At 70.5% G+C, this 24,970-nt stretch carries 24 protein-coding genes; 14 read left to right on the top strand and 10 right to left on the bottom strand.

Features of this window, described 5'->3' with window-relative positions; translation table 11 throughout:
* Position 1 precedes the first annotated feature (1 nt).
* The 5 genes from C1N74_RS10935 to C1N74_RS10915 all read right to left on the bottom strand — a co-directional run bounded on the left by C1N74_RS10935 (position 2) and on the right by C1N74_RS10915 (position 6,341).
* Complete coding sequence (locus tag C1N74_RS10935; RefSeq protein WP_137750531.1) at positions 2-1,624, bottom strand: serine/threonine-protein kinase; 1,623 nt, start codon at positions 1,622-1,624, stop codon at positions 2-4.
* Between the two features lie 109 nt (positions 1,625-1,733).
* Positions 1,734-3,053 (bottom strand): ABC transporter permease, encoded by a 1,320-nt coding sequence (locus tag C1N74_RS10930; RefSeq protein ID WP_137750530.1) that lies wholly within the window; start codon positions 3,051-3,053, stop codon positions 1,734-1,736.
* A complete protein-coding gene (locus tag C1N74_RS10925; protein WP_375538044.1) occupies positions 3,053-3,700 on the bottom strand; it encodes an ABC transporter ATP-binding protein in 648 nt (215 codons plus the stop codon). The genes C1N74_RS10930 and C1N74_RS10925 overlap by 1 nt, the downstream gene beginning before the upstream one ends.
* A gap of 101 nt (positions 3,701-3,801) precedes the next feature.
* Positions 3,802-5,376, bottom strand: coding sequence for a hypothetical protein (locus C1N74_RS10920; RefSeq protein ID WP_023954993.1), 1,575 nt, complete (start codon positions 5,374-5,376; stop codon positions 3,802-3,804).
* A complete protein-coding gene (locus C1N74_RS10915; RefSeq protein WP_023954991.1) occupies positions 5,373-6,341 on the bottom strand; it encodes a hypothetical protein in 969 nt (322 codons plus the stop codon). The genes C1N74_RS10920 and C1N74_RS10915 overlap by 4 nt, the downstream gene beginning before the upstream one ends.
* Positions 6,342-6,455: 114 nt before the next feature.
* Here C1N74_RS10915 and C1N74_RS10910 point away from each other — a divergent pair, with 114 nt between their 5' ends.
* The 4 genes from C1N74_RS10910 (at position 6,456) to C1N74_RS10890 (ending at position 9,964) form a co-directional block, all read left to right on the top strand.
* Positions 6,456-7,808 carry a D-alanyl-D-alanine carboxypeptidase family protein gene (locus tag C1N74_RS10910; RefSeq protein ID WP_137750529.1) on the top strand — a complete coding sequence of 451 codons (1,353 nt, stop codon included), beginning with the start codon at positions 6,456-6,458 and terminating at the stop codon, positions 7,806-7,808.
* A gap of 222 nt (positions 7,809-8,030) precedes the next feature.
* Positions 8,031-8,582, top strand: a complete 552-nt coding sequence (locus C1N74_RS10900) for a CGNR zinc finger domain-containing protein (RefSeq protein WP_137750527.1) — start codon at positions 8,031-8,033, stop codon at positions 8,580-8,582.
* A 45-nt stretch (positions 8,583-8,627) separates the two neighbouring features.
* Positions 8,628-9,497 (top strand): WcbI family polysaccharide biosynthesis putative acetyltransferase, encoded by an 870-nt coding sequence (locus C1N74_RS10895; RefSeq protein ID WP_071917850.1) that lies wholly within the window; start codon positions 8,628-8,630, stop codon positions 9,495-9,497.
* 173 nt (positions 9,498-9,670) lie between these two features.
* Positions 9,671-9,964: a hypothetical protein gene (locus tag C1N74_RS10890; protein ID WP_023954983.1), complete on the top strand. Its 294-nt coding sequence runs from the start codon at positions 9,671-9,673 to the stop codon at positions 9,962-9,964.
* Here C1N74_RS10890 and erm read toward each other — a convergent pair.
* Together erm and C1N74_RS10880 are read right to left on the bottom strand one after the other, a co-directional pair.
* Positions 9,946-10,737, bottom strand: coding sequence for a 23S ribosomal RNA methyltransferase Erm (erm, locus tag C1N74_RS10885; RefSeq protein WP_088380166.1), 792 nt, complete (start codon positions 10,735-10,737; stop codon positions 9,946-9,948). The two genes, C1N74_RS10890 and erm, sit on opposite strands and share 19 nt — an antisense overlap.
* A 298-nt stretch (positions 10,738-11,035) precedes the next feature.
* Positions 11,036-11,710, bottom strand: a complete 675-nt coding sequence (locus C1N74_RS10880) for a TetR family transcriptional regulator (RefSeq protein WP_036305885.1) — start codon at positions 11,708-11,710, stop codon at positions 11,036-11,038.
* A 53-nt stretch (positions 11,711-11,763) separates the two neighbouring features.
* Between C1N74_RS10880 and C1N74_RS10875 the strand changes: the two genes are divergently transcribed.
* Positions 11,764-13,239 carry a DHA2 family efflux MFS transporter permease subunit gene (locus tag C1N74_RS10875; RefSeq protein WP_103842340.1) on the top strand — a complete coding sequence of 492 codons (1,476 nt, stop codon included), beginning with the start codon at positions 11,764-11,766 and terminating at the stop codon, positions 13,237-13,239.
* Between the two features lie 78 nt (positions 13,240-13,317).
* Here C1N74_RS10875 and tkt read toward each other — a convergent pair whose 3' ends face one another.
* A complete protein-coding gene (tkt, locus tag C1N74_RS10870; protein WP_137750526.1) occupies positions 13,318-15,393 on the bottom strand; it encodes a transketolase in 2,076 nt (691 codons plus the stop codon).
* Positions 15,394-15,514: 121 nt separating this feature from the next.
* On the opposite strand from tkt, the gene C1N74_RS10865 reads away from it, so the two are divergent.
* The 5 genes from C1N74_RS10865 to C1N74_RS10845 are packed head-to-tail and all read left to right on the top strand — an operon-like array spanning position 15,515 to position 19,167.
* Positions 15,515-16,261 (top strand): GntR family transcriptional regulator, encoded by a 747-nt coding sequence (locus C1N74_RS10865; RefSeq protein WP_071917852.1) that lies wholly within the window; start codon positions 15,515-15,517, stop codon positions 16,259-16,261.
* Positions 16,262-16,274: 13 nt separating this feature from the next.
* Positions 16,275-16,727 (top strand): PTS sugar transporter subunit IIA, encoded by a 453-nt coding sequence (locus C1N74_RS10860; protein ID WP_023954971.1) that lies wholly within the window; start codon positions 16,275-16,277, stop codon positions 16,725-16,727.
* Positions 16,724-17,005, top strand: coding sequence for a PTS sugar transporter subunit IIB (locus C1N74_RS10855; protein ID WP_023954969.1), 282 nt, complete (start codon positions 16,724-16,726; stop codon positions 17,003-17,005). Before C1N74_RS10860 ends, C1N74_RS10855 begins: the two co-directional genes overlap by 4 nt.
* Positions 17,006-17,064: 59 nt before the next feature.
* A complete protein-coding gene (locus tag C1N74_RS10850; RefSeq protein ID WP_023954967.1) occupies positions 17,065-18,477 on the top strand; it encodes a PTS ascorbate transporter subunit IIC in 1,413 nt (470 codons plus the stop codon).
* A gap of 57 nt (positions 18,478-18,534) precedes the next feature.
* On the top strand, positions 18,535-19,167 hold the full coding sequence (locus tag C1N74_RS10845; protein ID WP_181405517.1) for an HAD-IA family hydrolase: 633 nt from the start codon (positions 18,535-18,537) through the stop codon (positions 19,165-19,167).
* 75 nt (positions 19,168-19,242) lie between these two features.
* Here C1N74_RS10845 and C1N74_RS10840 read toward each other — a convergent pair whose 3' ends face one another.
* Together C1N74_RS10840 and C1N74_RS10835 are read right to left on the bottom strand one after the other, a co-directional pair.
* On the bottom strand, positions 19,243-20,262 hold the full coding sequence (locus C1N74_RS10840; RefSeq protein WP_023954962.1) for an NADP-dependent oxidoreductase: 1,020 nt from the start codon (positions 20,260-20,262) through the stop codon (positions 19,243-19,245).
* Positions 20,263-20,345: 83 nt separating this feature from the next.
* A complete protein-coding gene (locus C1N74_RS10835) occupies positions 20,346-20,735 on the bottom strand; it encodes a DUF1304 domain-containing protein (RefSeq protein WP_023954960.1) in 390 nt (129 codons plus the stop codon).
* A 94-nt stretch (positions 20,736-20,829) separates the two neighbouring features.
* On the opposite strand from C1N74_RS10835, the gene C1N74_RS10830 reads away from it, so the two are divergent.
* The 4 genes from C1N74_RS10830 to C1N74_RS10815 all read left to right on the top strand — a co-directional run bounded on the left by C1N74_RS10830 (position 20,830) and on the right by C1N74_RS10815 (position 24,968).
* Positions 20,830-21,420, top strand: a complete 591-nt coding sequence (locus tag C1N74_RS10830; RefSeq protein ID WP_023954958.1) for a TetR/AcrR family transcriptional regulator — start codon at positions 20,830-20,832, stop codon at positions 21,418-21,420.
* Positions 21,421-21,529: 109 nt separating this feature from the next.
* A complete protein-coding gene (locus tag C1N74_RS10825) occupies positions 21,530-22,429 on the top strand; it encodes an SDR family oxidoreductase (protein ID WP_036305880.1) in 900 nt (299 codons plus the stop codon).
* A complete protein-coding gene (locus tag C1N74_RS10820; RefSeq protein WP_137750524.1) occupies positions 22,426-23,424 on the top strand; it encodes a gluconate 2-dehydrogenase subunit 3 family protein in 999 nt (332 codons plus the stop codon). The genes C1N74_RS10825 and C1N74_RS10820 overlap by 4 nt, the downstream gene beginning before the upstream one ends.
* A complete protein-coding gene (locus C1N74_RS10815; protein ID WP_137750523.1) occupies positions 23,421-24,968 on the top strand; it encodes a GMC family oxidoreductase in 1,548 nt (515 codons plus the stop codon). The genes C1N74_RS10820 and C1N74_RS10815 overlap by 4 nt, the downstream gene beginning before the upstream one ends.
* The last annotated feature ends 2 nt before the right edge of the window (positions 24,969-24,970 follow it).

Below are 24,970 nucleotides of genomic sequence, written 5' to 3'. Positions count from 1 at the left end.
CTCAGCCGCCCGGGTTCTCCGGCTTGCCCGAGCCCGGCGACGATGGTCCCTTGCCGCTGTTCGCACCGGGCCCGTTCCCGTTGCCGCTGTTGGAGCCCCGGGCCGAACCGTTCTTCTCGGCGTGGCCGGCGGGCGGGTCGACCGGAGTGACCCCGACGGGCACGGTCTCGGCCGGGATGGTCTCGGGCGGTGTGGTGTCGGCAGGCGCGATCTCGGCAGGCGTGGTGTCAGCAGGCGGCGTGGTGCCGGCGACGTCGCCCGTGTCCGACGAGACGACCGTCTCGGTCGCCGTCGTCACCTCGTCCGGTGGCGACTCGACGCCACCCGTGTCTTCCCTCGGGCTGCCTGCGGGGGTCTCGACCACCGCAGGCACGGGGACGTCCGTCGTCGGAGGAGTGGGCGGCGGTGCCAGCATCAGGTGCGCGGCGAGCGCCACCCCGATCGCTCCGATCGAGACGGCGCCGACGGTGATCGCCGTCCGCTGACGTCGGCGACGGCGTGACCGGGGCCGCCGCTCGGATGCCCGTGCTGCAGCGGCCGGAACACTCGGGCCCACGAACATCGGCTCGGTCCCCGATTCCACGCTCGGGCCGTGTGCCTGCACGGCGGCGGACGCTGGGACCGGCGCGTCGAGGGCCCTGACATCGATCGCTCGCGAGGCGGTGACGGGCCATGTCGCCGTCGCGACATCGGCCTGAGCGGCTCGGGATGCGGCCTGCGTCTCGTGCCCGCTCATTTCCGCCGCGGCAGCAACCAGCGCCGCGCCGACCGGCGTGCCGGGCGCGCGCCGGCTCAGGCTCGACATCACCTCGAGGGCGGTCGGGCGGTCCTCCGGTCGGCGCGACGTCATCGCGCACAGCAGATCGCGCCAGCGGTGGTCGAGAAGCATGGGCATGTCGGGGTCGCGCGACAGTCGCGCGAGCAGCTGTCCGCGATTGCCGTCGGACCCGGCGAACGCACGCTCGCCCGTCGCCGCCTCGACCAGCACCAGCCCGAGAGCGTAGATATCGGATGGGGGCGCCGGATCCGCCCCGTGCAACAGCTCCGGAGCGATGTAGGCGGCCGTGCCGATCAGCAGGCTCGGCGAGGTGACGCGGTCGCTATCGAGGAGGTGCGCGATGCCGAAGTCGGCGAGCTTCGCGCGCAGAGGGACCCCGGGCACGGTCGACCGCGCGAGGAGGATGTTCGAGGGCTTCACGTCGCGATGCACGATCCCCGCGTCGTGGACCACATGGAGGGCATCGGCGAGCTGAGAGCCGAGCGCGGTCAGCTCGCCGTCATCGAGGACGCCCGCCGCGATGCGCTGCGACAGCGTCATCCCGACCACGTGCTCCATGACGAGGAACCGCGGTTCGTCGTTCAGGTGCGCGTCGAACAGCGTGACCAGACCGGGGTGGTTGAGCGAGGCGAGCAGTCGTGTCTCGATCGCCGCCCGATCCGACGCGGCGCTGTCGGTCAGTTCGGGCCGTAGGACCTTCACTGCGACCGGGCGCCCGAGGGCTTCGTCGCGAGCCAGGAACACCCGCGCCATGCCGCCCGACCCGATCGGCTCGACCACCCGATACCGGCCTGCCAGGAGGGCGCCCGGCAGCACGGCATCATCGTTCGCGACACCGTCGATCATCCCGCGTCCTCGTCTTCGCCCGTCCCCACCGCCAGCAACGGTAGACCCGCACGATTCGCGGCGGAGAGGGCTGGCGCTCGCGCCCGGTGCGCGCTATGCGCGAGAACGGTCAGGCATTGCCGCGCAGCGCCACGACCGGTTCGATACGCGAGGCCCGTCGAGCCGGGATGCCGCCCGCCGCGAGGCCGATGATGGCTCCGAGCACCGTGCCGCCGAGAGCGACCCAGGGATCGAGCACCGGTGACCACTGCTGCGCGATGGAGACGCCCAGCACGGCGAAGACGCCCAGGGCCGACCCGATCAGGCCGCCCAGCAGTCCGATGACGATCGACTCGACGACGAACTGGCCGGCGATCTGCCTCCCGGTGGACCCGAGGGCACGACGGAGGCCGATCTCGCCGGTGCGTTCGAGCACAGACAGGGTCGTCACATTCGCGATCCCGAGCCCGCCGGCCAGCAGGACGATGACGCCGAGGATGAGGAAGACCACGTTGACGTCTCCCTGCACGTCGCGCGCGAGATCTGAGCGGCCCTGCGGCGCACTGACCTCGAGCGTGTCGACCGCGTCGGGGGCGAGAGCCAGCGGGGCCTGCTCGCGCAGCTGCGGACCGGTCCCGACCACGATGCGCGCGATCGCGTCGCCGGGCGAGGCGAGCTGGAAGTCCTGCCGCGCAGCCCCCGTGGGGATCACGACGGCATCGACGACCTCGGCGCGGCGGTCGAGCTCGTCGAAGATTCCGACGACGGCGTAGGCCACCCCGCCGATGAACACCGACGGCTGCGTGTCGACACGGTTGATCGCCAGACGCTCCGCGGCCCGGGAGCCGAGCATCGCCACCCGGTCGCCGCGCATGTCGTGCCCCTCGTCGAACGATCTGCCCGTGACGATGTGCCCGCCCAGCGTGTCGAGGATCTCGCCGGAGGCGGCGAAGAGCGCCGGGGGAGCGGAGGCCGCGATGGAAGGGTCGTTGATGGGCACGGCGGTGATCGAGTTCTCCCGCAGAGTGACGGGGGCCAGCGCAGCGGCGGACTCGACGCCGGCGAGCCTCTCGAGCCGTGCCGGCGCGTCCCACGGCAGCGATGCGGTGGCGACGCGCTGCCCGCCCCGAGCCTGCGCTTCGGCCGGACCGATGCTCAGGTGCGTCGCAGCAGCCGCGTCGAACTGTCGGGCGATCTGCCCGGCCGCTGTCTGCGCGAAGCCGACGGTCGCCACGAGCGCGCCGATGCCGAGCACCGTTCCCATGACGGTCATGACGAGGCGGCCGGGGCGTGAGCCGATGTCGGTCGTCGCCTCGAGCACGAGGTCGCCGAAGCCGAACCGGTCGGCTCGCGGAACCTGGCGCGCCTCGGCGACCGCCGTCGTCGTGGCCTCGGCATCGACGGCGCGACGAGACCGCCGCGCCCGGAGCCTCTTCCAGAATCCCGTCATCAGCTCAGCTCGCTCATCCGGCCGTCGGCGATGCGGATACGTCGCGCCGCGCGGTCGGCCACGCCCTGGTCGTGCGTGATCACGACGAACGTCAGCCCGCCCGCGTTCAGCTCTTCGAACAACGCCATGATGTCCGCCGTCGTGGCCTGGTCGAGGTTGCCGGTCGGCTCATCGGCCAGGATCACCCGCGGCTGCGTCACGACGGCACGTGCCACCGCCACGCGCTGGCGCTCACCACCCGAGAGAAGTCCAGGGCGGAAGTCGACACGGTGCCCGAGGCCGACGCGCTCGAGCGCGGCTCGTGCCCGTTCGGTGCGCTCCGCGCGCGGGGTTCCGCTGTAGAGCATCGGCAGCGAGACGTTCTCGAGCACGGTTCGCCGCGGCATCAGGTGGAACGCCTGGAACACGAAGCCGAGCCGACGAGCGCGCACCGCCGCTCGCTCGTCCTCGGAATATCCGCCCGTCAGCTCGCCCGCGAGGCGGTACTCGCCCACGGTCGGGCGATCGAGCAGACCCAGGATGTTGAGCATCGTCGACTTGCCCGAACCGCTCGGTCCGACGATGGATACGTACTCGCCGTCGGAGACCGTCAGGTTGATGCCCTTCAGGGCCTGCACCTCGGGCGGCCCGGGGAAGGATCTCGTCACGTCGCGCAGCTCGATAACCGGCGGTTTTTCATCCGATCGGATGACGTCGTCGCTCCCGTCCGGCGCCGTCGAGCGGTCCGAGAGGACGGCGGCCGCCTCCGTCATCGCCCGACCACGACGAGATCGTCCTCCGCCAGCTCGCCCTCGGTGGCACGCACCTCGACGGCCCCGCCGGCCGACAGCCCGGTCTCGACGACGACCAGCCGGGTGCGGGCATCGGGGTCGCGCGGGTCGCCGTCGACGACCTCGACGCGCGTCTCGCCGCCGGGGCCAGCCGTCAGCGCCGCCGCGGGAACGCTCAGCACGTCGCCCGCCGTCGCCCCGACGGCGATCGTGACGCGCACGTTCGTGCCCTGGAGCTGCGAGATCTGCTCGGGCGTCAGCTCCGCCGGCTCGAGGCTCACCTTCCACCGACTCTCGCCGCCCGCGCCCGCCTCCACGGCGGTGACGGTGGCGGCATGTTCTGCCCCGTCGGGGAGGGCGAAGCTCGCGGTCGAGCCGACCGTGAGCAGCTTGGCGTCCGCCTCCGCCGCGGAGCCGGTCAGCGCCACGGTCGCCCCTGACACGGTCATCGCCGCGCCGGAGAGGATGCTGCCGCGTTCGGCCGTCACCGCGTCGACGCGGCGGGGCAGCTCCGTCAGATAGAGCACTTCTCCGGCGGGGAGGGCGGGCAGGGCTTGCTGGCGGGCGCGCACGAGGTCGTCCTGCGCCTGCGAGAGCTGGCTCGCCGCGGCGTCGACCGCGGCCCGCTCGCTGCTCGTATCGGGTGCGGCGTTCAGCTGCTCACGTGCGAGCTCGGCGGTCGCGACCTGGTTCTGGGCTGCGACGATCTCGTCCCATGACGCGCCGTTGTCGCGTGCCCCCTGCAGAACAGCACGGGCGTTCGCGACCTCGAGGTCGGCGCGCGCGATGGCGTTGCCGTCCCGTCCCGCTGCGCCCAGCGCTGCGCGCGCCGCGGACAGCGCCTGTTCGGCGGACCGAACACTCTCCTGCGCCGAACGCACCGCGTTGTCGCCGTCGTCCTCCGACTCGGGGCCGGTGTAGCCGACCGCCGCGTACAGCGCGGTGACCGCGGTCGCGGCCTGCTCGTCGAAGACGTCGTTGCCCGGGTCTCCGGCGTCGATGCCGACGGCGCGCATGGCCTCTTTGAACTGCACGACATCGGGGCCGGCCACGCCGAACCGCAAGGTTCGGTAGGCCGGGAGCTCGCCGGGGAGCACGATGACGGGACGCCCTGCCACTTCGAGAGCGACGGAGAGCTGGGTCAGCTCGGCTCCGAGCGCCGGAACCTGGCCGGTGACGACGGCCGGTCCCGAGATCGCGGACGTGTCGATCTTCACCTCGACGGGGTCGGCGAACCCGACCTCGCCGCGGATCGTGACGTCGTTGCTGAGGGGGCCGAACTCCACCGGAACCGTCACGAGACCGGGTGCCGGCGCGTCGTCGGCAGCCGCCGAGGCGGGCGCCATGACGAACCGGCCGACGAGCAGCCCTCCGACGAGCGCCACGACGGCGACCGCCGCGGAGATCCAGAGCACGCGGTTGCGTGAGACGACCGACCGCCACACCGCGAGCCGGCCCCCGCCGGTCGGCGCGGGGGCGGCGGGGTCGGCGATGAGCTCGTCGAACGAGTCATCGGCCGCGGTCGTGCCGTCCTTCGCGGGATCTGCGGTCACGGGCGAGCCTGCTCAGCCGCTGCTTTCATCGCTTCGAGCTCCGTCTTGTGATCGGCGATGAACTGCTCCTCGGCGGCGAACTGCGCCTTCTGGTACTTGGCGCGGTAGTCGGTCTCCTTGCGGCAGTCGAGGTCGGCGAGAGCCAGTTCGACCTCACGCTCGTGGATCTCGTCCATGGTCGCCTGATCCGGGCCGGTCTCGGTCGAGTTCTCGTAGACGCCGTTCAGCTCTTCGTAGATGGAGTTCTGCGCATCCGCTTGCGAGGCGAATCCCGGGTACCCGGCGGCATCCATGCACGCGGCCCATTCGCGGTCGAGGTCCACCATGGCCGGAAGCGTGGCCGAGGACTCGTAGAACTTCGTGACGGCGTCCATCAGGTCGGCGAACTCGTCGGACTGCAGAGGGTCGTCGCCGTTGATCTCGTGATCGGCCCAGCCGTTGCAGCCGGACGTCTCCCAGTTGTATTCGTAGGACCCGTCCTCGGACATCTCCTCCTCGGTCGGGCCCGGGCCGTACAGCGCCTCGTAGTAGGCGGCCTGCTCCGACTCGGAGAGCGCCATCACGTAATCCGCGTTGGGGTCGGGCGTCATCTGCTCGGGCTCGGGCTGCTCGTCCGCGTCCGGATACTCGACGGCACCGTAGCCCCATTGCGCCACGAACTCGCGGTCCTCGGGCTTCCACTCGGTGCCCGAGCTGAACGTCATCGTGGAGGGGGCGGGGATGTACTCGAAGCCCTCGTCCTGCATGCACTGCGCGACGAGCTCCTCGCGCTGCTTGTTCTGCGTCTCGAACTGCGCCTGCTGCTCTTCCTCGCTCATCTCGCCGCCGTAGAACGCCGAGAAGTACTCGGTGAGCGGCGAATCCTCGGCGCTGTCGACGGAGCCGTCCGCGGCCGTGCAGCCCGCCAAGACGAAGACCAGGCCGACCGCCGCCGGTGCGGCCCAACGAAGTGTTTTGCGGTGCACGTGCAACCCCCTTGTTTCAAGAACGCCTCAACACTATGGGCTCGCTGAGAGTCGCGAATCATCCATGAGGATGACGTTTTGCGTGAAGATGGGCGCCATGACGAAGGGACCGCGATGACGCGACGCGACTCGGGGAGCGACGACCTCGACGATTTCGGGGCCTTCTTCTCGACCTCCGCTCCCGAGCTCTCGATGACTGCGGAAGAGGTGGCGACCGGGCGCCGCCGCCGTCGCCGGAACGGATGGATCGCCGCGGGCATCACGACGGCGATCTTTCTCGGCGCGCCCGGGGGATACGCCGCATGGGCGCTGACGGCTCCGCTGAGGCCGGCCGCGGGGGAGGTCTCGATCCCGCCAGCACCCGTGCCGCCGACCCCCGTCGACATCGGCTTCACGGCCGACGGGTCCGCGGCGCTGTCCGTTGCGGGCGCCGAGGCGTACCTCGGCTCGGCGGCGGCCGGCGTCTGGATGGTCGAGGGCGGTGATGACCCTCGACCGATCGCCAGCATCACCAAGGTCATCACGGCACTGGTGGTCCTCGACGCCTACCCGATTGCCGATGGCGACCGGGGGCCCACGCTCACCTTCGACCGTGACGACCACGCCCTCTACGACGCGTATTTCGTCCGCGATGCGACGATCGCTCCCATGCCGATCGGCAGTTCGCTGTCGCTGCGCGACGCCCTGGCGACGATGCTCATCCCGTCTGCGAGCAACTACGCCGAGGCGATCGCCGTCTGGGCCTTCGGTTCGGTGTCGAGCTTCCGCGCCGCCGCCGACCGGTGGCTCACGGCGAACGGCCTGGAGCGGACGGAGGTCGTCGAGCCGACGGGGCTGGATCCCCGGAACACCAGCACGCCGAGCGACCTGATCGCACTCGGTCGCATCGCCGCGGCACATCCGACGGTGGCAGCGATCGCCGCGACGCCGTCTCTGAATCTGCCGGGGCCGGGGGCCATGGCGAACACCAACAGCCTCCTCGGTCAGAGCGGGATCACGGGGCTCAAGACGGGCACGCTCGACGACAGCGGTGCGAACCTGCTCTACACGGCGACCGTCGATGTCGGGCTTCCCGAGCCGTTGAGCGTCGTCGGTGTCGCGCTCGGCGGCTCATCCCAGCGCGGCGTCGCCGCCAGTGTTCTCGGTGTTCTGCAGCGTCTCGCCGACGGGTTCCACGTCACTGCGGTCGCGCAGCACGGGCAGCAGCTCGGGATCTACACGACGGCGTGGGGCAGCTCGGTGCGGGTGGTGCTGGCGAAGGGAGCGTCTCTGCGCACCTGGTCCGACACGCCCATAGCGGTCACCGGCGACGTGCGCGAGCCACGCGACTGGACCGACGGCGAGGTGCTCGGTGAGATCACGTGGACGGCCGGTCCCGAGTCGGTCACGGTGCCGGTCGTGCTCGACGGCGACATCGAACCGCCGTCGGAATGGTGGCGTCTCACTCATCCGGGTGAAATCGGCTGACCGATTTCGGCGCTTTCCGCGACCGGCGGGCGCGATGCCGTCGCCTGCAGGTCCACACGTCGGGCGCCGCATCCGTCGCACCGCACGTAACGGACGAGGCCGTCCGATGTGCGATGCGCCGACTCGGTCATCCAGCCGTGCTCATGAGTACGGGACGGCAGCGGAGCGGTGGGGGATGCAGGGGAGGACGGCGACATGATTCGATCGTGATGTAATGCCGTTATGCAGCTCAACCCTTACGGTGAGTACGCGGTTCTTCTTGCCGCATCGCTCGCGAACGACTGGCCGAGCGACCGCGAGGGCGTCGTGGCGCGCACGTACGAATACGGCATGACCGCTGTGTACGCGCCCGGGGCGCCGTCCGACCTCGAGGCGACCCGGGCGGTGATCGATTCGTGGCTCGAAGTGGTCGATGCCGAGACGGCGGCGGAACGCGCGAGGCTGCTGAACGGGCTGATGGCGGCGGCGACGGCGTATCCCCGGCTGACCGACCACGACGGCGAATGGCACCTGCACTACCGCGACGACGATCAGCGCCTGCCGCAGGTGCTCCGCGCGGTCATCGCCGTCGGCACCGCGCTCCATGTGACGACGCGGGGGATGGGCCGTCTGTCGCGGTGCGCCGCCGGACGCTTTCCGAGCGACCCCTGCCGCAACGTCGTGGTCGACGTGACCCGTAACGGGCGGCAGCGCTACTGCTCGGTGCGCTGCGCGAATCGCGACGGGGTGCGTCGTCATCGGGCCAGATCGGCGATAGCGCATCCGGGGGCCTGACGGCAAACACCGGCGTCGGTCGAGGCCGCGGGTCACAGTGGAGGGATGCCTCATGCCCCCGCCCCCTTCCGGCAAGTCGAACCGCCCGAGGGCTTCGGGCTCGTCGTCGGCAACTGCCAGGCCGAGTCGATGCGCATCGTCCTCGACGCCCCCGACCGCCCGACGGTCCGGGTGCCTCCGGTCCACGAGATGGATGCCGCCGACGTCGAGCGCCTGCATGAACTGCTGCCCCGGGCCTCCTTCCTCGTCGCTCAGCCCGTGCGCGACGACTACCACGGCCTGCGCCTGGGCACGCGTCAGCTGGCGGCATCCCTCGCTCCGTCCGCGCCTCTGGTGACCTTCCCGGTCGTCCGCTACGCGGGGCTGCATCCGTTCCAGGCGGCGCTGCACGTCGACGGGATCGAAGAGGTGCCGCCGATCGTGGCCTACCACGACATCCGCACTCTCGCCGCGGCGGCCGGGCTTCCGACAATTCCGCGGCTGGACCGCCGGGCGGTGCGGCAGGTAGCGAGCGATTCGCTGGCCGAGCTGCGTCGTCGCGAGGAGTCGATCGACGTCGCCGTGTCGGATCTGCTGCGGCCCGCGTCGGCCGAACTGATGCGCACCGTCAATCACCCGGGCAACGTCGTGTGGCTGCCTCTCGCCGAGCGTGTGCTGGCGGCCCTCGGCCTGCCGGGTGTTCCCACCGATCCGGGGCGGCCGTTGCTGAACGCGGTTCGGGCCCCGCTCGAGGAGTGGGTGGCCGACGCCTGGGAGCTCTCCGATCCGCCGCAGGGTTCGTGGATCGTCGACGGTGTCGAGGTCGATCCGAAACTGGTCGCCGAGGCCCACGCGGACTGGTACCGCGCACACCCCGACTTTGTCACCGCCGCGATCGTCCGACTCCGCGACGTGATCGGCCGCTGGCGAGGCTGACCGCGTCCGGCCCCCGCCCGGCGGGAGCGTGCTAGCGTTGAAACGTCCCTTCGGGGCTCGAGTGTCGTTCGCCTGGCTCACCGTCGAGCAGATCGTCCGACGCGATCACTGGTTCATCCAGCCCTCATCTTTTCTCCGCGCACCGTGCTGTGCGCGCTCGTTCTCAGGACATCGTGCTTTCAACTCTTTCTTCTTCCGCGCCTTCGCTCGTCTGGCGACAGGCGGATGCCGACTTCTTCGTCGCGACTCTCGACGGCCAGTACGCCGGATTCGTGACCACCGGTTCGATGCCGGCGACCTTCGACGCCGAGAGCGGCCACGGCGCCGACCTCGGCACCCACGCCTCGCCCGATGCGGCTGCTGCGGCCGTCGCCGAAGCAGCTCGGCCGGCGACCCTGCGCCGCGGTGCACGCGCGCCGCGGCGACGCACCCGCGGCGCGGGATCGCCTCAGCGCGTGCGCTCCTGACGGGTTCGCCGGCACTCCCGCAGCGCGCGCCACAGCTCGGTCCACTGCCGTGGCGTGAGGTCGCGCGGCAGGGCGTCGGGGGCGACCTCGGCACGGCGGCAGGCTCCGCGGGCGGTCGCGGCGCTCGCGCCGACCGACACCCGGAGGATGCCCGCAAGGCCGTGCCCGCGCCCCGTGAACATCGTGCGTACGAACGACTCGTAGCTGCGACGTTCGGCTTCGGGAAGCAGCGGCGATGCTCGTCTCGTGATGGCGAGGATGCCGCCATCCACCGACGGGCGGGGTTCGAAGCCCCAGTTCGGCACGCGCCCGTGGAGGGCGAAGTCGAACCAGGGAGCGGTCTGCGCCGTCATCATGGTTCGGCCGCCCACCCCCGCTCTCTTCCGCGCAACCTCCCATTGCGTCACGAGCACCGCATGCTGCCAGCCGGGATCGGTGAGAAGGTGGCGCAGGATCGGTGTCGTCAGGTGGAACGGGATATTGCCGACGACGACCGGAGCATCCAGCCGTCGCCGTAACGCATCGTCGGCGATGACGGTGACCTCCGGAAGGGCGCGCGACAGTCGGCGCGCGCGATGCTCGTCGATCTCGATGGCCGTCAGTGCGCGGCCGGACGAAGCGAGAACGCGGGTGAGTGCACCGTCACCGGCGCCGAGCTCCAGGATCGGGCCGTCGGTGGCGGTGACGAGTGAGGAGATGGTGTCGAGGGTGGGGCGATGGGTCAGGAAGTTCTGGCCGAGTTCGTGGCGTCCGCCATGGCGGGAACGAGGCATGGGTGTGCTCCGATGTTCGAGGGGAGCACCCCGGGTGCGGGGAGGCAAGCAAGAGGCCCGTCCGAGGTGCAGAAGACATCTCGAAGGACGGCGCGGTCAGACCAGCGATGCCGTACGCGCCGTCAGGCGCGGCGGTCGCGGAACGTGAAGGTGCGCGCCATCACGGGCGCTGCAATTAAGTAACCCACCGATCCAGGCTAGCAGGCGGGGATCGGTCCACCGCGAGGTTCCCCGTGAGCCGGGTTTCCCGACGGTATTGCCGGCCGAAGTGGGACCTCGGTCAAGAGGCCGGGGTCGGTCAGCCGAGATGCGGGGGATGAGCCTCGAGGTCGCGGGCCACCGTCGCGACGCCGCGGCGCATCTCGAGGTAGATCTGGCGGACGCTCGCGCGCTCGTTCAGCTCGGCGCGACGTACCCACTCGTCGATCGTGAGCCGGAGGACGAGCGCCATGGTCGAGACGGCCGCGCGAGCGGCGAGCACATCGGCGTCGGCCCCCGCCGCATCGACGGCGGCGTCGGTGAGCTGCTCGACCTCTTCAGCCTCATTGCGCAACGCGACGGCCAGGAGCGACGGCTCCGAACCGACGAGGCGGCGGATGCGCAGAGCGCGGATGTGCTCGTCGGGATGCGCGTCGAAGCGGTCGAGGAGCTTCAGCCAGCTGCGCTCGATGCCTTCGACCACGGAGGCTCCCGCACGTACGGCATCGATCGCGTCGCCGACGACGCGCGCCGAGTCGTCGGCGCTCGCGAACACGGCAGCCTCTTTCGTCGCGAAGTAGCGGAAGAAGGTGCGCTGCGACGTGCCGGCGCGGCGCGCGATGTCGTCCACCGTCGTGCCGTGCACTCCGTGCTGCTCGAAGAGATCGAGGGCTGCGTCCGACAGCTCGCGCTGGGTCTCCTGACGTCGTCGCTCCCGGAGGCCCGCGGGATGCTCGTCAGCGACCGCGGCGGCCTGATCGCGTTCGCGCTCCATGAGATAAGTGTCGCACAGCGCCAATGTGGCAGAGACTGCCATAAGATCAGTGAGTGACACTCGAGCAGCAGCATCCCGAAACCTCCGCCATCCCGACATCGGCCCCTCCCCGCACGACATCCGGGCGCACCGGCCCCGTCATCGCCCTGCTCGTCGCATCGGCGTTCGTGGTCATCCTCAACGAGACGATCATGAGCGTCGCCCTGCCGCGGCTCATGGTCGACCTCGAGATCACCGCGGCGACTGCGCAGTGGCTCACCACCGGCTTCCTCCTGACGATGGCCGTCGTCATCCCGCTGACCGGCTATGTGCTGGCGCGATTCCCGATCCGCGGCGTCTTCTTCACGGCGATGTCGCTGTTCGCCGCCGGGACGCTGATCGCCGCGCTCGCGCCCGGCTTCGGCATGCTGCTCGCCGGACGCGTCGTGCAGGCGTCCGGCACGGCCATCATGATGCCGCTGTTGATGACGACCGTGCTGAACGTCGTCGAGCCCGCCCGTCGCGGACGGATGATGGGCGTCATCAGCATCGTGATCGCCGTCGCCCCGGCGATCGGCCCGACCGTGTCGGGTCTGATCCTGTCTGTGCTCGACTGGCGCTGGATGTTCTGGCTCGTGCTGCCGATCGCGCTGCTCGCGCTCGGCCTCGGTGCGATCTGGGTACAGAACGTCACTGAGACGCGCGAGGCGCGCTTCGACGTCGGATCCGTCGTGCTCTCCGCTCTCGGCTTCGGCGGGCTGATCTTCGGGTTGAGCTCGATCGGGGAGTCGGCGACCGGCCACGCACCGGTGCCCGTCTGGATCCCGCTCGTCATCGGCGCCCTCTCGCTCGCCGCCTTCGTCACGCGTCAGCTGAAGCTGCAGCGCACCGACGCGGCCCTGCTCGACCTGCGGACGTTCCAGTCGCGGTCGTTCAGCCTCGCCGTCGTGCTGGTCGTGGTCGTGATGTCGGCTCTGTTCGGGTCGCTCATCCTGTTGCCGATCTACCTGCAGCAGGTTCTGGGGCTCGATACCCTGACGGTCGGCCTGATGCTGCTGCCCGGCGGTGTGCTCATGGGGCTCATCGCTCCCGTCGTCGGTGCGCTGTTCGACCGGTTCGGCCCGACGCCGCTCGTGATCCCGGGCATGATCGTCGCCGCCTCGGCGCTGTGGGGCATGACGACCTTCGGCGTCGGTACCCCGATCGCCTGGATCATCGCGGTGCACATGGGCCTCAACCTCGGCCTGGGCTGCGTCTTCACGCCGCTGCTCACCTCGGCGCTGGGATCGCTGCCGACGCGTCTCTACTCGCACGGCAGTGCGACGGTCAGCACGCTGCAGCAGGTCGCCGGTGCCGCGGGAACCGCGCTGTTCGTGACGCTGATGTCGGTCGGCGCAGCCGCGGCTGCGGCAGGCGGGGCGGATGCCGTCGCGGCGACCGCCTCGGGCGTGCACACGGCCTTCGTCACCGGCGCATGCATCGCCTCGGCGGCGGTGGTGCTGACGTTCTTCGTGCGCCGCCCGGCCCCCGTCGCGACGCCGGGGCGCTGACGGTCGCCGAGCCGACGCGAAAGGCGGTGACGCACGAAGCGTCACCGCCTTCTCGGTCGGGTCGAGGGATGAGGTCGATCAGCTCCGGGCGGTGATGGAGCGGAGGGCGTCGAGAACCCGCTCCTGCGTCATGCCGCGCTCGCGCAGAGCATCTGCCGCCGGAGCGGAGAGCCCGAACTCGTCGATGCCGACCACGGCGCCCGATGAGCCCACGATCTCGTGCCAGCCGAACGGCGACGCCGCCTCGACCGCGACTCGCGCGTGGAGCGACGGCGGCAGGACCGCGTCGCGGTACGCGGCGTCCTGGGCCAGGAACCACTCACGGCTCGGCATCGACACGACCCGGACCTGGAGGCCGGATGCGGCGGCCGCCTCGGCGGCCGACAGTGCGAGGCCGACCTCGCTCCCGGTCGCGATGATGACGGCGTCCGGAGCGGCGACGTCGCGCACGACGTAGCCGCCGCGGCGGACCCCGGCGCGTACGTCATCGATGGGGATGTCGAGCACCGGCACGCCCTGCCGGCCCAGCACGAGCCCGGCGGGGGAGTCCGCCTCGACGATCGCATGCCATGCCGCCACGGTCTCGTTCGCGTCGGCTGGGCGGACCACGGTGAAGCCGGGCATCGCGCGCAGGCTCGCCAGGTGCTCGATCGGCTGATGGGTGGGACCGTCCTGACCCAGCGCGACCGAATCGTGCGACCACAGGTAGGTCACCGGAAGTCCCATGAGCGCCGACAGGCGGATCGCGGGGCGCTGATAGTCGCTGAACACCAGGAACGTGCCGGCGAAGACGCGCCAACCGCCGGCGAGGGCGATGCCGTTCATCGCGGCGCCCATCGCGTGCTCGCGGACGCCCCAGTGGATGTTGCGGCCCGCTCGCGTTCCCAGGCCCGTCTCCTCGGGCAGGAACGATCCGCCCGCGTGGATCTCGGTGCGGTTGGGCTCGGCGAGATCGGCGGATCCGCCCCACATCGCGGGCAGCGCCTGCGCGAGTGTCTGGATGGCGGCGCCCGAAGCGTCGCGCGTCGACACCTCCGTACCGGGGTCGAAGCGGGGGAGCCGCGCGCCGAGGTCGTCGGGCAGACGGCGCGCCCGGAAAGCGGCGTGCGCGTCTGCCCGAGCGGGATCCGATGCCTGCCACTGCGAGTAGGCCTCGTCCCATGCCTCGTGCAGACGCGCACCGCGCGCTCGCGCGACGCGCGAACGGCGCAGGACCGCCTCGCTCACGTCGAAGGGCGCAGCTTGCGTGCCGAGCGCCTCGCGCAGCAGTCCGATCTCGGCGGCCCCCAGCGGGGCGCCGTGGGATGCCGCGGTGTTGAGGGCTCCGGGTGAGGGATACGCGATCTGCGACTTCAGGATGACCAGGCGCGGCTTGCCGACGGGGTTCGGCGCGCCCAGGACGCGGTCGAGCTCGTCGACGTCGACGTCGCCGCTTGCGGCCAGCTCGATCCGCTCGACGTGCCACCCCTGGGCGCGGAAGCGGGCGCCCACGTCCTCCGACGAGGTCAGACGCGTGTCGCCCTCGATCTGGATGTCGTTGTCGTCGTACACGACGGTGAGGTTGTCGAGTCCATGGCGGCCCGCGAGGGCCCCGGCTTCGTACGAGATGCCCTCCTGCAGGTCGCCATCGGAGGCGAGGACCCACACGTGCCGGTCGAAGGGCGATGCGCCCCGCGGGGCGTCGGGGTCGAAGGTCGCCCGCTCGTGCACCAGGCCCATGGCCATGCCGACGGCGGTGGCCAGGCCCTGCCCGAGCGGCCCGGTCGTCGTCTCGACCCCGGCGGTGTGGCCGAGTTCGGGGTGGCCGGGAGTGCGCGAGCCGAGCGTGCGGAAGGCGCGGAGGTCATCGATCGTGACGTCGTACCCGGTGAGGAAGAGCTGCGTGTACAGCAGGATGCTCGCGTGCCCGCACGACAGCACGAAGCGGTCACGACCCTGCCACTCCGGGTCGGCGGGGTCGTGCTCGATGTGCCGTTGGAAGAGCGCGGTCGCGATCGGCGCGAGGGCGATCGCGGTGCCCGGGTGTCCGGAGCGAGCGGCCTCCACGGCGTCCGCAGCGAGCAGGCGGGCGGCGACGACGACGTCGTGCTCGGTGACTTCGGTGGTATCCGGGATGGTGGCCGGTGCGGCGGGCGTCGAGATCAAATTCTCCATAGTCATCATGATGTCATAATGACTCCGAGGTGCAATCTTGCACGAAAGCTCGGTTTCAGGCATGATCGACCTCGGATTAGTCATGACGTCATAATGACGCGAGTCAGCAAGGAGGCGACCGATGGTGACAGCAACCGGAACCGCGAAGTACCGGGCCGTCCACGACGAACTCCTGCGACGCATCCGCGAGATGGCCGTCGGCGACCGGCTGCCGTCCGAGCCCGAGCTGTGCGAGGAGTTCGCGGTGAGCCGCATCACCCTGCGCAAGGCCGTCGACGGGCTCGTGCAGGACGGATGGCTTGCTCGTGAGCACGGCCGCGGCACGTTCGTCACCGAGCCGGTTGCGGGCGATCACTACCCGGAGCACTTCGCCGACGTCGTCACCGGGTTCCACCGTCAGCAGACGAGCGCGGGCAACGTCGTCACGACCCGCGTGCTCCGTCAGGAGCTCGTGCCCGCCGGCGCCCAGGTGGCCCGCCTCCTCGAACTCGAGGAGGGGGAGGGCGTGGTCGAGCTCGTCCGTCTGCGCTACGTCAACGGCCAGCTCCACCAGCACGTGTTCACGTGGGTTCCGCACGCCCGGTACCCCGGGGTGTACACCGGTGACTTCTCGGATCAGTCGCTGTACGCCTTCCTGCAGGAGCAGTACGGCGTCAGTCTCGTCCGCAACGACATGACGGTGCGCGTCGACGAGGCGGCGCCGGACGTGGCGTTGAACCTCGGGGTGAGCGCCGGCCTGCGGCTGCTCACCATCGATTCCCTCGTGTTCGACGCCGACGGCACCCCGGTCGCCTTCGGCACGGCACGCCACGCTCCGGAGAACAGCGAGATCTCCCTCACGCTCCACGGCCCTCGGCCCGGCGTCTGACCGGAAGGACCCCATGCTCATCGAACAGCTCAGCGACGACCGCATCCAGTTCGCGACCGACCTCGACGGATGGCGCACGGCCATCGAGACGGTCAGCCGACCGCTTCTCGATGACGGCTCCATCACGCGCTCGTACATCGACGCGATGATCGAGTCGATCGCCGGCGGCGGCACCTACATCGATCTCGGGTTCGGCATCGCGCTGGCCCACACCCGCCCCGAGAAGGGTGTCGTGCGCACGGGGCTCTCCGCGCTCTGGGTCGACCCCGCCGTTCTGCTGAACGACGAAGAGGCCCACCCCATCACCCTCTTCTTCTGCCTGGCGGCGACCGACACCGAGTCGCATCTCTCGACGATGTCGGAGCTCGCCCGACTGCTCAGCGACGACCGCGCCCGTGCAGTTCTGCTTTCCGCCCGAACCACAGCCGACGTCCGCGCGGCCCTCACGACAGGAGTCATCCGATGACCAAGTTTCTCGCCGTCTGCAGCTCCGGCCTCGGCAGCAGCTTCATGGTGCACATGAACATCGAGAAGGTGCTGAAGGAGCTGGGAGTCTCCGGCATCACCGTCGATCACGCCGACCTCGGCTCGGTCGCCCGGGGCGACGCCGACACCATCTTCGTCGGCCGCGACATCGCGGAGGCCGCGAGCGGCCTCGGCGACGACGTCGTCGCGCTCGACAGCATCATCGACCTCGCGGAGCTCCGGACGAAGGTCGACGAGGCCGTCAAGCGGCACTCCTGACCCGACCCGACCCTCCCGCCCTCCACCCGACGCTTTCACCGACGAAAGGAGCATCCGCGATGGATGCTGTCATCGATGTCCTGCTCGACATCTTCACCCAGCCGGCGGTCATCGTCGCGCTCATCGCCCTGATCGGTCTCGCCGTGCAGGGGAAGTCGTTCAGCGACGTCCTCAAGGGCACGATCCGCACCCTGGTCGGCTTCCTCGTGCTGGCCGCCGGCGCCGGCGTCGTGGTCGGCTCGCTCGATCCGTTCGGTGCGATGTTCCAGCACGCGTTCAACGTGCAGGGCGTCGTCCCCAACAACGAGGCCATCGTCGCCCAGGTGCTGCTCGACTACGGCTCCGCCGCCGCGCTCATCTTCTTCTTCGGCATGATCGTCAACATCGTGCTGGCGGCGACCACACGCTTCAAGTACATCTACCTGTCGGGTCACGTCGCGTTCTACATCGCGGCGATGTTCGCCGTCATCCTCGGGGTCGCCGGCTTCGAGCCGTGGGCCGTCGTGCTCTGGGGGTCGATCGCACAGGGCATCTACATGGTGGTCTCGCCTGCTCTCGTCCAGCCCTTCATGCGCCGCGTGACCGGCAGCGATGACGTCGCCCTCGGGCACACCGGCGGCGCCGGCGTCGCCCTCAGCGGTCTCGTCGCCCTGATCACCCGAGGCAAGGGACGTTCGAAGTCGACCGAGGAGATCTCGTTCCCCAGCGGGCTCGGCTTCCTCCGCGACACGACCGTGATCGTCGCGCTCTCGATGGCCGTGATCTACATCATCGTCGGGCTGTTCGCGGGGGCCGCGTACATCGAGGGGGAGCTGTCGAACGGACAGAACTTCATCGTCTTCCTCGCTCTGCAGGCCGCGACGTTCTCGGCCGGCGTCTTCATCATCCTCGCCGGCGTGCGCGTCGTGCTCGCCGAGATCGTGCCCGCCTTCAAGGGCATCTCCGAGAAGCTCGTGAAGAACGCCAAGCCCGCGCTCGACGTGCCGATCGTCTTCCCCTTCGCTCCTAACGCGGTGCTCATCGGGTTCCTCGCGAGCTTCGTCGGCGGCATCGTCGGCATGCTCGGGATGGCAGCGCTCGGCACAGCGATCATCATCCCCGGCGTCGTGGCGCACTTCATGACGGGTGCCGCCTCGGGCGTGATCGGCAACGCCGTCGGCGGTCGCCGGGGCGCCGTCCTCGGAGCCTTCGCCAACGGCGTGGCGATCACCTTCCTGCCGCTGTTCCTGCTGCCGGTCCTCGGCGACATCGGGTTCTCGAACTCGACCTTCTCCGACTCGGACTACGGCGTCTTCGGCCTGATCCTCGGTGGCGTCTCCGGTGCCGGCGGGCAGATCGCCGTCATCGTCGCGCTCGCTGTCGCCCTCGTCGCGCTCTACGGCACGACCTTCGCCCTGCGCGGTCGCGACCGGCGGAAGGCGGCGGAAGCCGAGGCCGACGCGACTCCGGCCCCCGCAGCCACGTCCCGCTGAACCGAATCGATGCCGCCGGGGTCCGCCCCGGCGGCATCCTCCTCCCTGGAGCCTCCTGTGACCGCCATCACTCCGAGTGCCGTGCTGTTCGACTGCGACGGCGTGCTCGTCGACTCGCTCGAGGCCGCCGCCACCGCCTGGGACGCCTGGGCGACGCGGTACGCCCCGGGGTTCGACTTCCGCACGCAGATCGAGCACGGGGTGCGCGCCACCGACACCGTCGCGACGCTCGTGGCGGCAGGGCTGCGCGACGAGGCCGTCGCCGCTCTCGATGAGGCGGAGGTCGCATCCGCCGCGCTGACGGAGCCGATCCCCGGCTCGGTCGCCCTGACCTCGCGCATCCCGTCGGGGATGTGGGCCGTGGTGACCTCGGCCACGCGCGAGCTGGCGCGCCGGCGACTCGCGGCCGCACGGCATCCCGTCCCGTCCGCGCTCGTTGCGGCGGAGGACGTCGGTCGCGGTAAGCCCGACCCTGAGCCCTACCTCGCCGGCGCCGCGCTGCTCGGCGTCGACATTGCGCGATGCGTCGTGTTCGAGGATGCCGAGGCCGGCGTGCGTTCGGCTCGCGCCGCCGGAGCGGGATGGGTCGTCGGCGTGGGGGACCATCTCGGTACCGCCGTCGTCGACGCCCGGATCGACGACCTCCGCTCGGCCGAGTGGCGAGACGGCAGCTTGCACCTGCGGGGGTGACGGCTTCGTCCGTCGAGCCGACGCGAAAGGCGGTGACGCGCGAAGCGTCACCGCCTTTTCGGTCGGCTCGAGGGCTTACCGCGCGGAGGTCCGCACGAGCATCTTGCCGGTGTTGGCGCCGCGCATCATCGCCAGGAAGGCGTCGACGGTGTTCTCGATGCCGTCGACGATGGTCTCGTCGTAGGCGATCTTGCCCTCGGCGAACCAGGCGGTCATCTTCTCGGTGAACTCCGGCGCCAGGTGGAGGTAGGCGGCCAGCGTGAAGCCGGTCGCGGTGAGACCGCGGGTGATCATGTTGGCCATGTTGTCGGGCCCAGGGGTCTTCTCGGTGGTGTTGTAGCCCGTGATCGCGCCGCAGAGCGCCAGGCGTCCGCCGGTGTTCATGACGTCGAGCGCGGCCTCGAGGTGGTCACCGCCCACGTTGTCGAAGAACACGTCGACGCCGTCGGGAGCATGCGCGGCGAGCTGCTCGCGGACGGGGGCGTCCTTGTAGTTGAAGGCTGCGTCGTAGCCGTACTTCTCGGTGAGCAGCGCGACCTTCTCGGCGGAGCCCGCCGAGCCGATGACGCGGCCCGCGCCGAGGAGCTTCGCGATCTGGCCGACGGCGGTGCCGACGGCTCCGGCCGCTCCCGAGACGAACACGGTGTCACCCGGCTTCATGTGCGCGATCGCGGTGAGTCCGACGTAGGCGGTCAGGCCCGTCATCCCGAGGATGTGCAGCCGCACCGACAGGGGCAGGCCCGGCACCTCGGGGACGGCGCGGAACGTCGAGGCGTCGGCCTGCACGACATCCGACCACCCGTGCTGATGCAGCACGACGGTGCCCACGGGCAGGTCGTCCGACGCGCTCGCCACGACGCGGCCGATCGCGCCGCCGGCGATCACGTCGCCGAGGGCGTACGGGGGGACGTAGCTGCGGACGTCGTTCATACGTCCGCGCATGTACGGGTCGACGGAGACGAACTCGTTGACCACGCGCACCTCGCCCGGCGCGGGATCGCTCAGCTCGACGCGCTCGATCGAGAAGTCCTCGGGCGTCGGCCAGCCCTGGGGGCGGCGTGCGAGACGGACCTGCGTGCTGGTTCCGTGGGTCATGTGTTTCTCCTTCGTGAGGGGTCGGTGACGGATGCCGCGATGCTCGGTCGGAGTCGCGGACAGGGGTGGCGCGCTACGGCGGGTCAGAGTGCGATGCCGAGCGCGAGCGCGAGGACGCCGAGGGCGGGGACCACGCCCTGCTTGAGGGCGGCGGAGGCCTTGGAGGGGTCGGAGAGGACGAGCACCAGGCTGGCCGCGACCATGGAACCAGCCCCGGTGAAGACGAGCGTCGCGCCGACCGGGAGGTTCCCGGCGATGACGACGACGATGCCGACGAACACCGCGATGGCGAGGAACAGGTTGTAGAAGCCCTGATTGAAGGCGAGCGCCTTCTGGGCCTCGGCCTGCGCTGCCGTTCCGGTGCCGAACGTCTTGCGTGCCCGTTCGCTCGTCCAGGCGATGGACTCGAGGTAGAAGATGAAGACGTGGATGAGCGCTGCGAGGCCCGCGAGCGCAAGACCGGCGATGATCATGAGCTGTTCCCTTCCGGCGGTGGACACCGCAGTTTCTGTATCGCTTGGTTCAATATATACTGAACTGAACGATACACAAAAGGGGGCGCGGCGCATGGGCCGAACGCAGAGCTACGACCGCGACGACGTCGTCCGCGCGGCGCGGAGCGTCTTCTGGGAGCAGGGCTACGAGGGCGCGCCGCTGCCCGAGCTCGAGCGCGTCACGGGTCTGAACCGATCGAGCATCTACCACGCGTTCGGCTCGAAGCGGGGCCTCTTCGATGCCGCCGTCGAGAGCTATCTCGACGAGATCATCCGACCGCGGCTGGCGCCGCTGATCGGCGAGGACGTGACTCCGGCGGCGCTGGAGGAGTACCTCGATGGACTGCGTGGCGCGCTTCGACAGCCGAGCTCGCTGCCGGCGTCGAGTGGGTGCCTGCTCGTGAACACGGCGGCGGCCCCCATCGGGCGGGACGAAGCCGTCGCGCAGGTGATCGCCGGGTACCGCGCCGAGCTGCGCGCGGCCTTCGGCCGGGGCGTCGCCGCACGCCGTCCCGATCTCGACGGGACCGAGGTCGCCGTCCTCGCCGATGCGTGCACCGGGCTGGTCGTCTCGGCCTTCGCCCTCGCCCGCGTGGATGCCGCCGGCGCGGCGGACGCTGTCGGCACGGCGATCGCGCTCGTCACGGGGTCGCCGCAGCCCTGACGCCGCAAGGCGGGTCCGCAGGGCGTCGGCCGGTGATCCGCTTTACGCCCCTCCCTTGACTTTTGGCAAGCGTTCGCGCCGAGTTTCGGCCGAGACCTACCGTGAGCCCGTGGAGCACAGCGATCAGTACACCTTCGACAACCCGGTGACCCGATACGACCGGGTCGAGCCGCCCGTCCAGCACCAGCCCGAGCCCGGCGTCCAGGCCGACATGCAGCCGGTTCCCGACCTCGGTGAAGCGACCTATCGCGGCTCCGGGCGGCTGTTCGGTCGCAAAGCCCTCATCACCGGCGGCGACTCCGGCATCGGCGGCGCGACGGCGATCGCCTTCGCCCGCGAGGGCGCCGACGTCGTGATCGTCCACCTGCCGGCCGAGCAGCGCGACGCCGACCGCATCCTCGGCCTCATCGCCGACGCCGGTGTGCGCGGGCACGCCATCGCCGCCGATATCTCGACCGCCGAGGCATGTCGCGCGCTCGTCGCAGAGGCCGCCGACTTCCTCGGTGGCATCGACATCCTGGTGAACAACGCGGGCAAGCAGGTCGCCGTCGAGCGGCTCGAGGACCTGTCGGACGAGCAGTTCGCGGCCACTTTCCACACCAACGTCTTCGCGAACTTCTGGATCACGAAGGCCGCTCTGCCGCACCTTCCGGCGGGTGCCTCGATCATCAACACCGCCTCGCTCGAGGCGTACAAGCCCGCCCCCGACCGCGTCGACTACGCCGCGACGAAGGCCGCGATCAACAACCTCTCGAAAGGCCTGGCACAGCAGCTCGCACCGCGCGGCATCCGGGTCAACGTCGTCGCCCCCGGTCCGACGTGGTCGGCGCTGCAGGTGAGCGACGGCGTCTCGGACGAGCAGATGCGGGCCTTCGACGACGAGAGCACCTACCAGCGAGCCGGGCAACCGGCCGAGATCGCCCCCGCCTTCGTCTTCCTCGCCTCAGCCGAGTCGAGCTACGTCTCGGGCGAGACGCTCAACGTCAACGGAGGCATGGTCACCCCGTGAGCGACAACCCATTCGCGGTCGTCTCGCTCCGCGGAGACGTACCGCAGCTCGATGACGCACCAGAGGACGCCATCGGCCCCTTCCGCCAGGTCGCGGTCGACGCGGCTCTCGGTGCTGACGGTCTGATCGAGGCCATCGCCGACGCCGAGATCACCACGCCGTGGATCCTCGTGGCCGGCCCTGACGATCAGGGGCTCGCGGAAGACCTCATCGACCGCATCCTCGACGGAGCGCTCGGTGTCTTCGGTCTCGCCGGAGCGGTGCTCGACGCCGCCGAGGTTCCCGAGGGCATCCGTGCGCACGAGGTGCCTGCAGCGCTCGCGACAGACGACCTCGCAGCAGCGGTCCGACGCCTGGCGGCCGACATCGCCGCCTGGGGCCCGCGCGTTCCCGAGTCGTGGGCGCGGATCATCGCCTCGTCGCGGACGGATGTCGCCATGCGCGCCACCCTCTCTCGCCGAGCGCTCGTCGACGACCCGGCGTACCATCCGCGAGCGCTCACCCCCGAGCAGCTCGCCCTCCTGCGCGACGTGGCGCGCCGAATCGTGCCCCAGGGCGACGGACCCGCGATCGATCTCGCTGCTCGTCTCGATCGCATGGTCGAGGCGGGGGAGAGCGACGGCTGGCGCCCCACCGGCATGTCGACCGACGTCGAGGCGTATCGCGCCGGGCTCGACGCGCTCGCCGCGATCTGGATGCGCGGGCCCGCCGCCCAGGATGCCGTCATCCGACGGGTGATCGACGGCGACGCCCCCTCGGGCTCCGTCCTCACCCCCGATCAGCTGAGCCTGTGGTTCGAGGATGCCCGCAACGATCTCGCGCGTGTCTGGCTGTCGCACCCGGCGTCGCTGGCGCGCGTGGGCTACACCGGCTTCGCGACCGGGGGCACCGGGCCGGAGCCCGCCGGCTACCTCGTGCTCGCAGCGGGCGAGCGCGAGGAATGGGAACCGGAAGAACTCGGCCGCCTCGGCGCCGCGGAAGGACGTACCGAATGAACCTCTCCGGGATGCGCCGGTACGACCTCGACGAGGTCGTGGATGTCGTCGTCGTGGGCACGGGGGCCGGCGGCGGGCCACTGCTCAGCAGGCTCGCGGAACGCGGACTGCGCGTGGTCGCGCTCGAGGCGGGACCGAACCTCGAGATGGACGAGTTCACCCCGGACGAGCGCGAGGCGACCCGCATCAACTGGATGTCCGACCGGTTCAGCGGCGGCGACACCCCCACGGCCTTCGGCCCGAACAACAGCGGCTGGGGCGTCGGCGGTGGGACGCTGCACTGGGGTGCGTTCACGCCCCGACCCGACCGCCGCGATCTTTCGTTGCGCAGCGAGACGGGACAGGGGCGAGACTGGCCGATCGAGTACGACGAGCTCATCCGTTACATCGTCGAGGTCGAGCGAGTCATCGGAGTCAGCGGGCCGACCCCCTACCCGTGGGATCCGCAGCGCGAGTACCTCGACGGTCCGACCCGCCGCAACGCCCCGGCAGATCTCGTGCTGCGAGGGTGCGAGCACCTGGGCATCACGGCGACCGATGCGCCTGCAGCCATCATCACCCGCGACCGCGAGCAGCCGCACTACGGTCAGCGCAAGGCCAGCATCGACGTCGGCGGCATCCACCAGGGCGACCGCTTCGGCTACAAGGCGACGACGGCGATCACCTATCTGCCCGTCGCCGTGGCGCACGGTGCCGAGATCCGTCCCGACTCGATGGTGCACCGTATCGAGCAGGATGCCGCGGGACGGGTCACCGGCGTCGTCTACCTGCACGACGGAGCCGAGTACCGACAGCGCTGCGCGGCCCTCGTGCTCGCGGGCGGCGGTATCGAGACCCCGCGGCTGCTGCTGAACACCGGGCTCGCGAACTCCAGCGGCCAGGTGGGACGGAACTTCCTCGCCCACGGCGCCGTACAGGTGTGGGGGCGGTTCGACGAGAGCATCCGCGGCTACCGCGGCTACCCGTCGGCGGCGATCACGGAGGACTTCGTGCGTCCCGACGGCGCCGACTTCGCGGGCGGCTACCTCATCCAGAGCCTGGGCGTCATGCCCCTGACCTATGCGACCTCGCTCGTGCGCGGCGGTTCGCTCTGGGGACAAGACCTGATGGACGCCCTCGACGCCTGGCAGTTCTCGGCGGGCATCGGGATCAACGGCGAGTGTCTTCCGTCGGACGACAATATGCTGATCCTCTCGGATGAGACCGACGAATGGGGCATCCCGCGCGCGGAGATCAGCTTCTCGCCCGGGCCGAACGAGAAGGCGATCGACGATCACGCCGTCGGTGTCATGACGCGGATCCTCGAGGCCGCCGGCGCACGCGAGACGCGAACGCTAGCGCGGACAGCCCACACGATAGGCACGTGCCGTATGAGCACCGATCCCGCTGACGGCGTCGTCGACCCGGACGGGCGGTCGCACGACATCCCCAACATGTGGATCTGCGACAACTCGACGTTCCCGAGTGCGCTGTCGGCGAATCCGGGCCTGACGCAGATGGCGCTGTCGCTGCGCACGGCGGACCGTCTGCTCGCGTCGGTGTGATC

Source organism: Microbacterium sp. SGAir0570, from assembly GCF_005491085.2.
Lineage (GTDB): Bacteria > Actinomycetota > Actinomycetes > Actinomycetales > Microbacteriaceae > Microbacterium > Microbacterium arborescens.
This window is presented reverse-complemented; position numbering and strand designations above follow the sequence as displayed.

What these genes read in the sequence shown, in the direction of transcription:
- C1N74_RS10935 (WP_137750531.1), bottom strand. Translation starts at nt 1,624, where the DNA reads ATGATCGACGGTGTCGCGAACGATGATGCCGTGCTGCCGGGCGCCCTC.
- C1N74_RS10930 (WP_137750530.1), bottom strand. Translation starts at nt 3,053, where the DNA reads ATGACGGGATTCTGGAAGAGGCTCCGGGCGCGGCGGTCTCGTCGCGCC.
- C1N74_RS10910 (WP_137750529.1), top strand. Translation starts at nt 6,456, where the DNA reads ATGACGCGACGCGACTCGGGGAGCGACGACCTCGACGATTTCGGGGCC.
- C1N74_RS10900 (WP_137750527.1), top strand. Translation starts at nt 8,031, where the DNA reads ATGCAGCTCAACCCTTACGGTGAGTACGCGGTTCTTCTTGCCGCATCG.
- C1N74_RS10895 (WP_071917850.1), top strand. Translation starts at nt 8,628, where the DNA reads ATGCCTCATGCCCCCGCCCCCTTCCGGCAAGTCGAACCGCCCGAGGGC.
- erm (WP_088380166.1), bottom strand. Translation starts at nt 10,737, where the DNA reads ATGCCTCGTTCCCGCCATGGCGGACGCCACGAACTCGGCCAGAACTTC.
- C1N74_RS10880 (WP_036305885.1), bottom strand. Translation starts at nt 11,710, where the DNA reads ATGGAGCGCGAACGCGATCAGGCCGCCGCGGTCGCTGACGAGCATCCC.
- tkt (WP_137750526.1), bottom strand. Translation starts at nt 15,393, where the DNA reads ATGGAGAATTTGATCTCGACGCCCGCCGCACCGGCCACCATCCCGGAT.
- C1N74_RS10865 (WP_071917852.1), top strand. Translation starts at nt 15,515, where the DNA reads ATGGTGACAGCAACCGGAACCGCGAAGTACCGGGCCGTCCACGACGAA.
- C1N74_RS10860 (WP_023954971.1), top strand. Translation starts at nt 16,275, where the DNA reads ATGCTCATCGAACAGCTCAGCGACGACCGCATCCAGTTCGCGACCGAC.
- C1N74_RS10855 (WP_023954969.1), top strand. Translation starts at nt 16,724, where the DNA reads ATGACCAAGTTTCTCGCCGTCTGCAGCTCCGGCCTCGGCAGCAGCTTC.
- C1N74_RS10850 (WP_023954967.1), top strand. Translation starts at nt 17,065, where the DNA reads ATGGATGCTGTCATCGATGTCCTGCTCGACATCTTCACCCAGCCGGCG.
- C1N74_RS10840 (WP_023954962.1), bottom strand. Translation starts at nt 20,262, where the DNA reads ATGACCCACGGAACCAGCACGCAGGTCCGTCTCGCACGCCGCCCCCAG.
- C1N74_RS10835 (WP_023954960.1), bottom strand. Translation starts at nt 20,735, where the DNA reads ATGATCATCGCCGGTCTTGCGCTCGCGGGCCTCGCAGCGCTCATCCAC.
- C1N74_RS10830 (WP_023954958.1), top strand. Translation starts at nt 20,830, where the DNA reads ATGGGCCGAACGCAGAGCTACGACCGCGACGACGTCGTCCGCGCGGCG.
- C1N74_RS10815 (WP_137750523.1), top strand. Translation starts at nt 23,421, where the DNA reads ATGAACCTCTCCGGGATGCGCCGGTACGACCTCGACGAGGTCGTGGAT.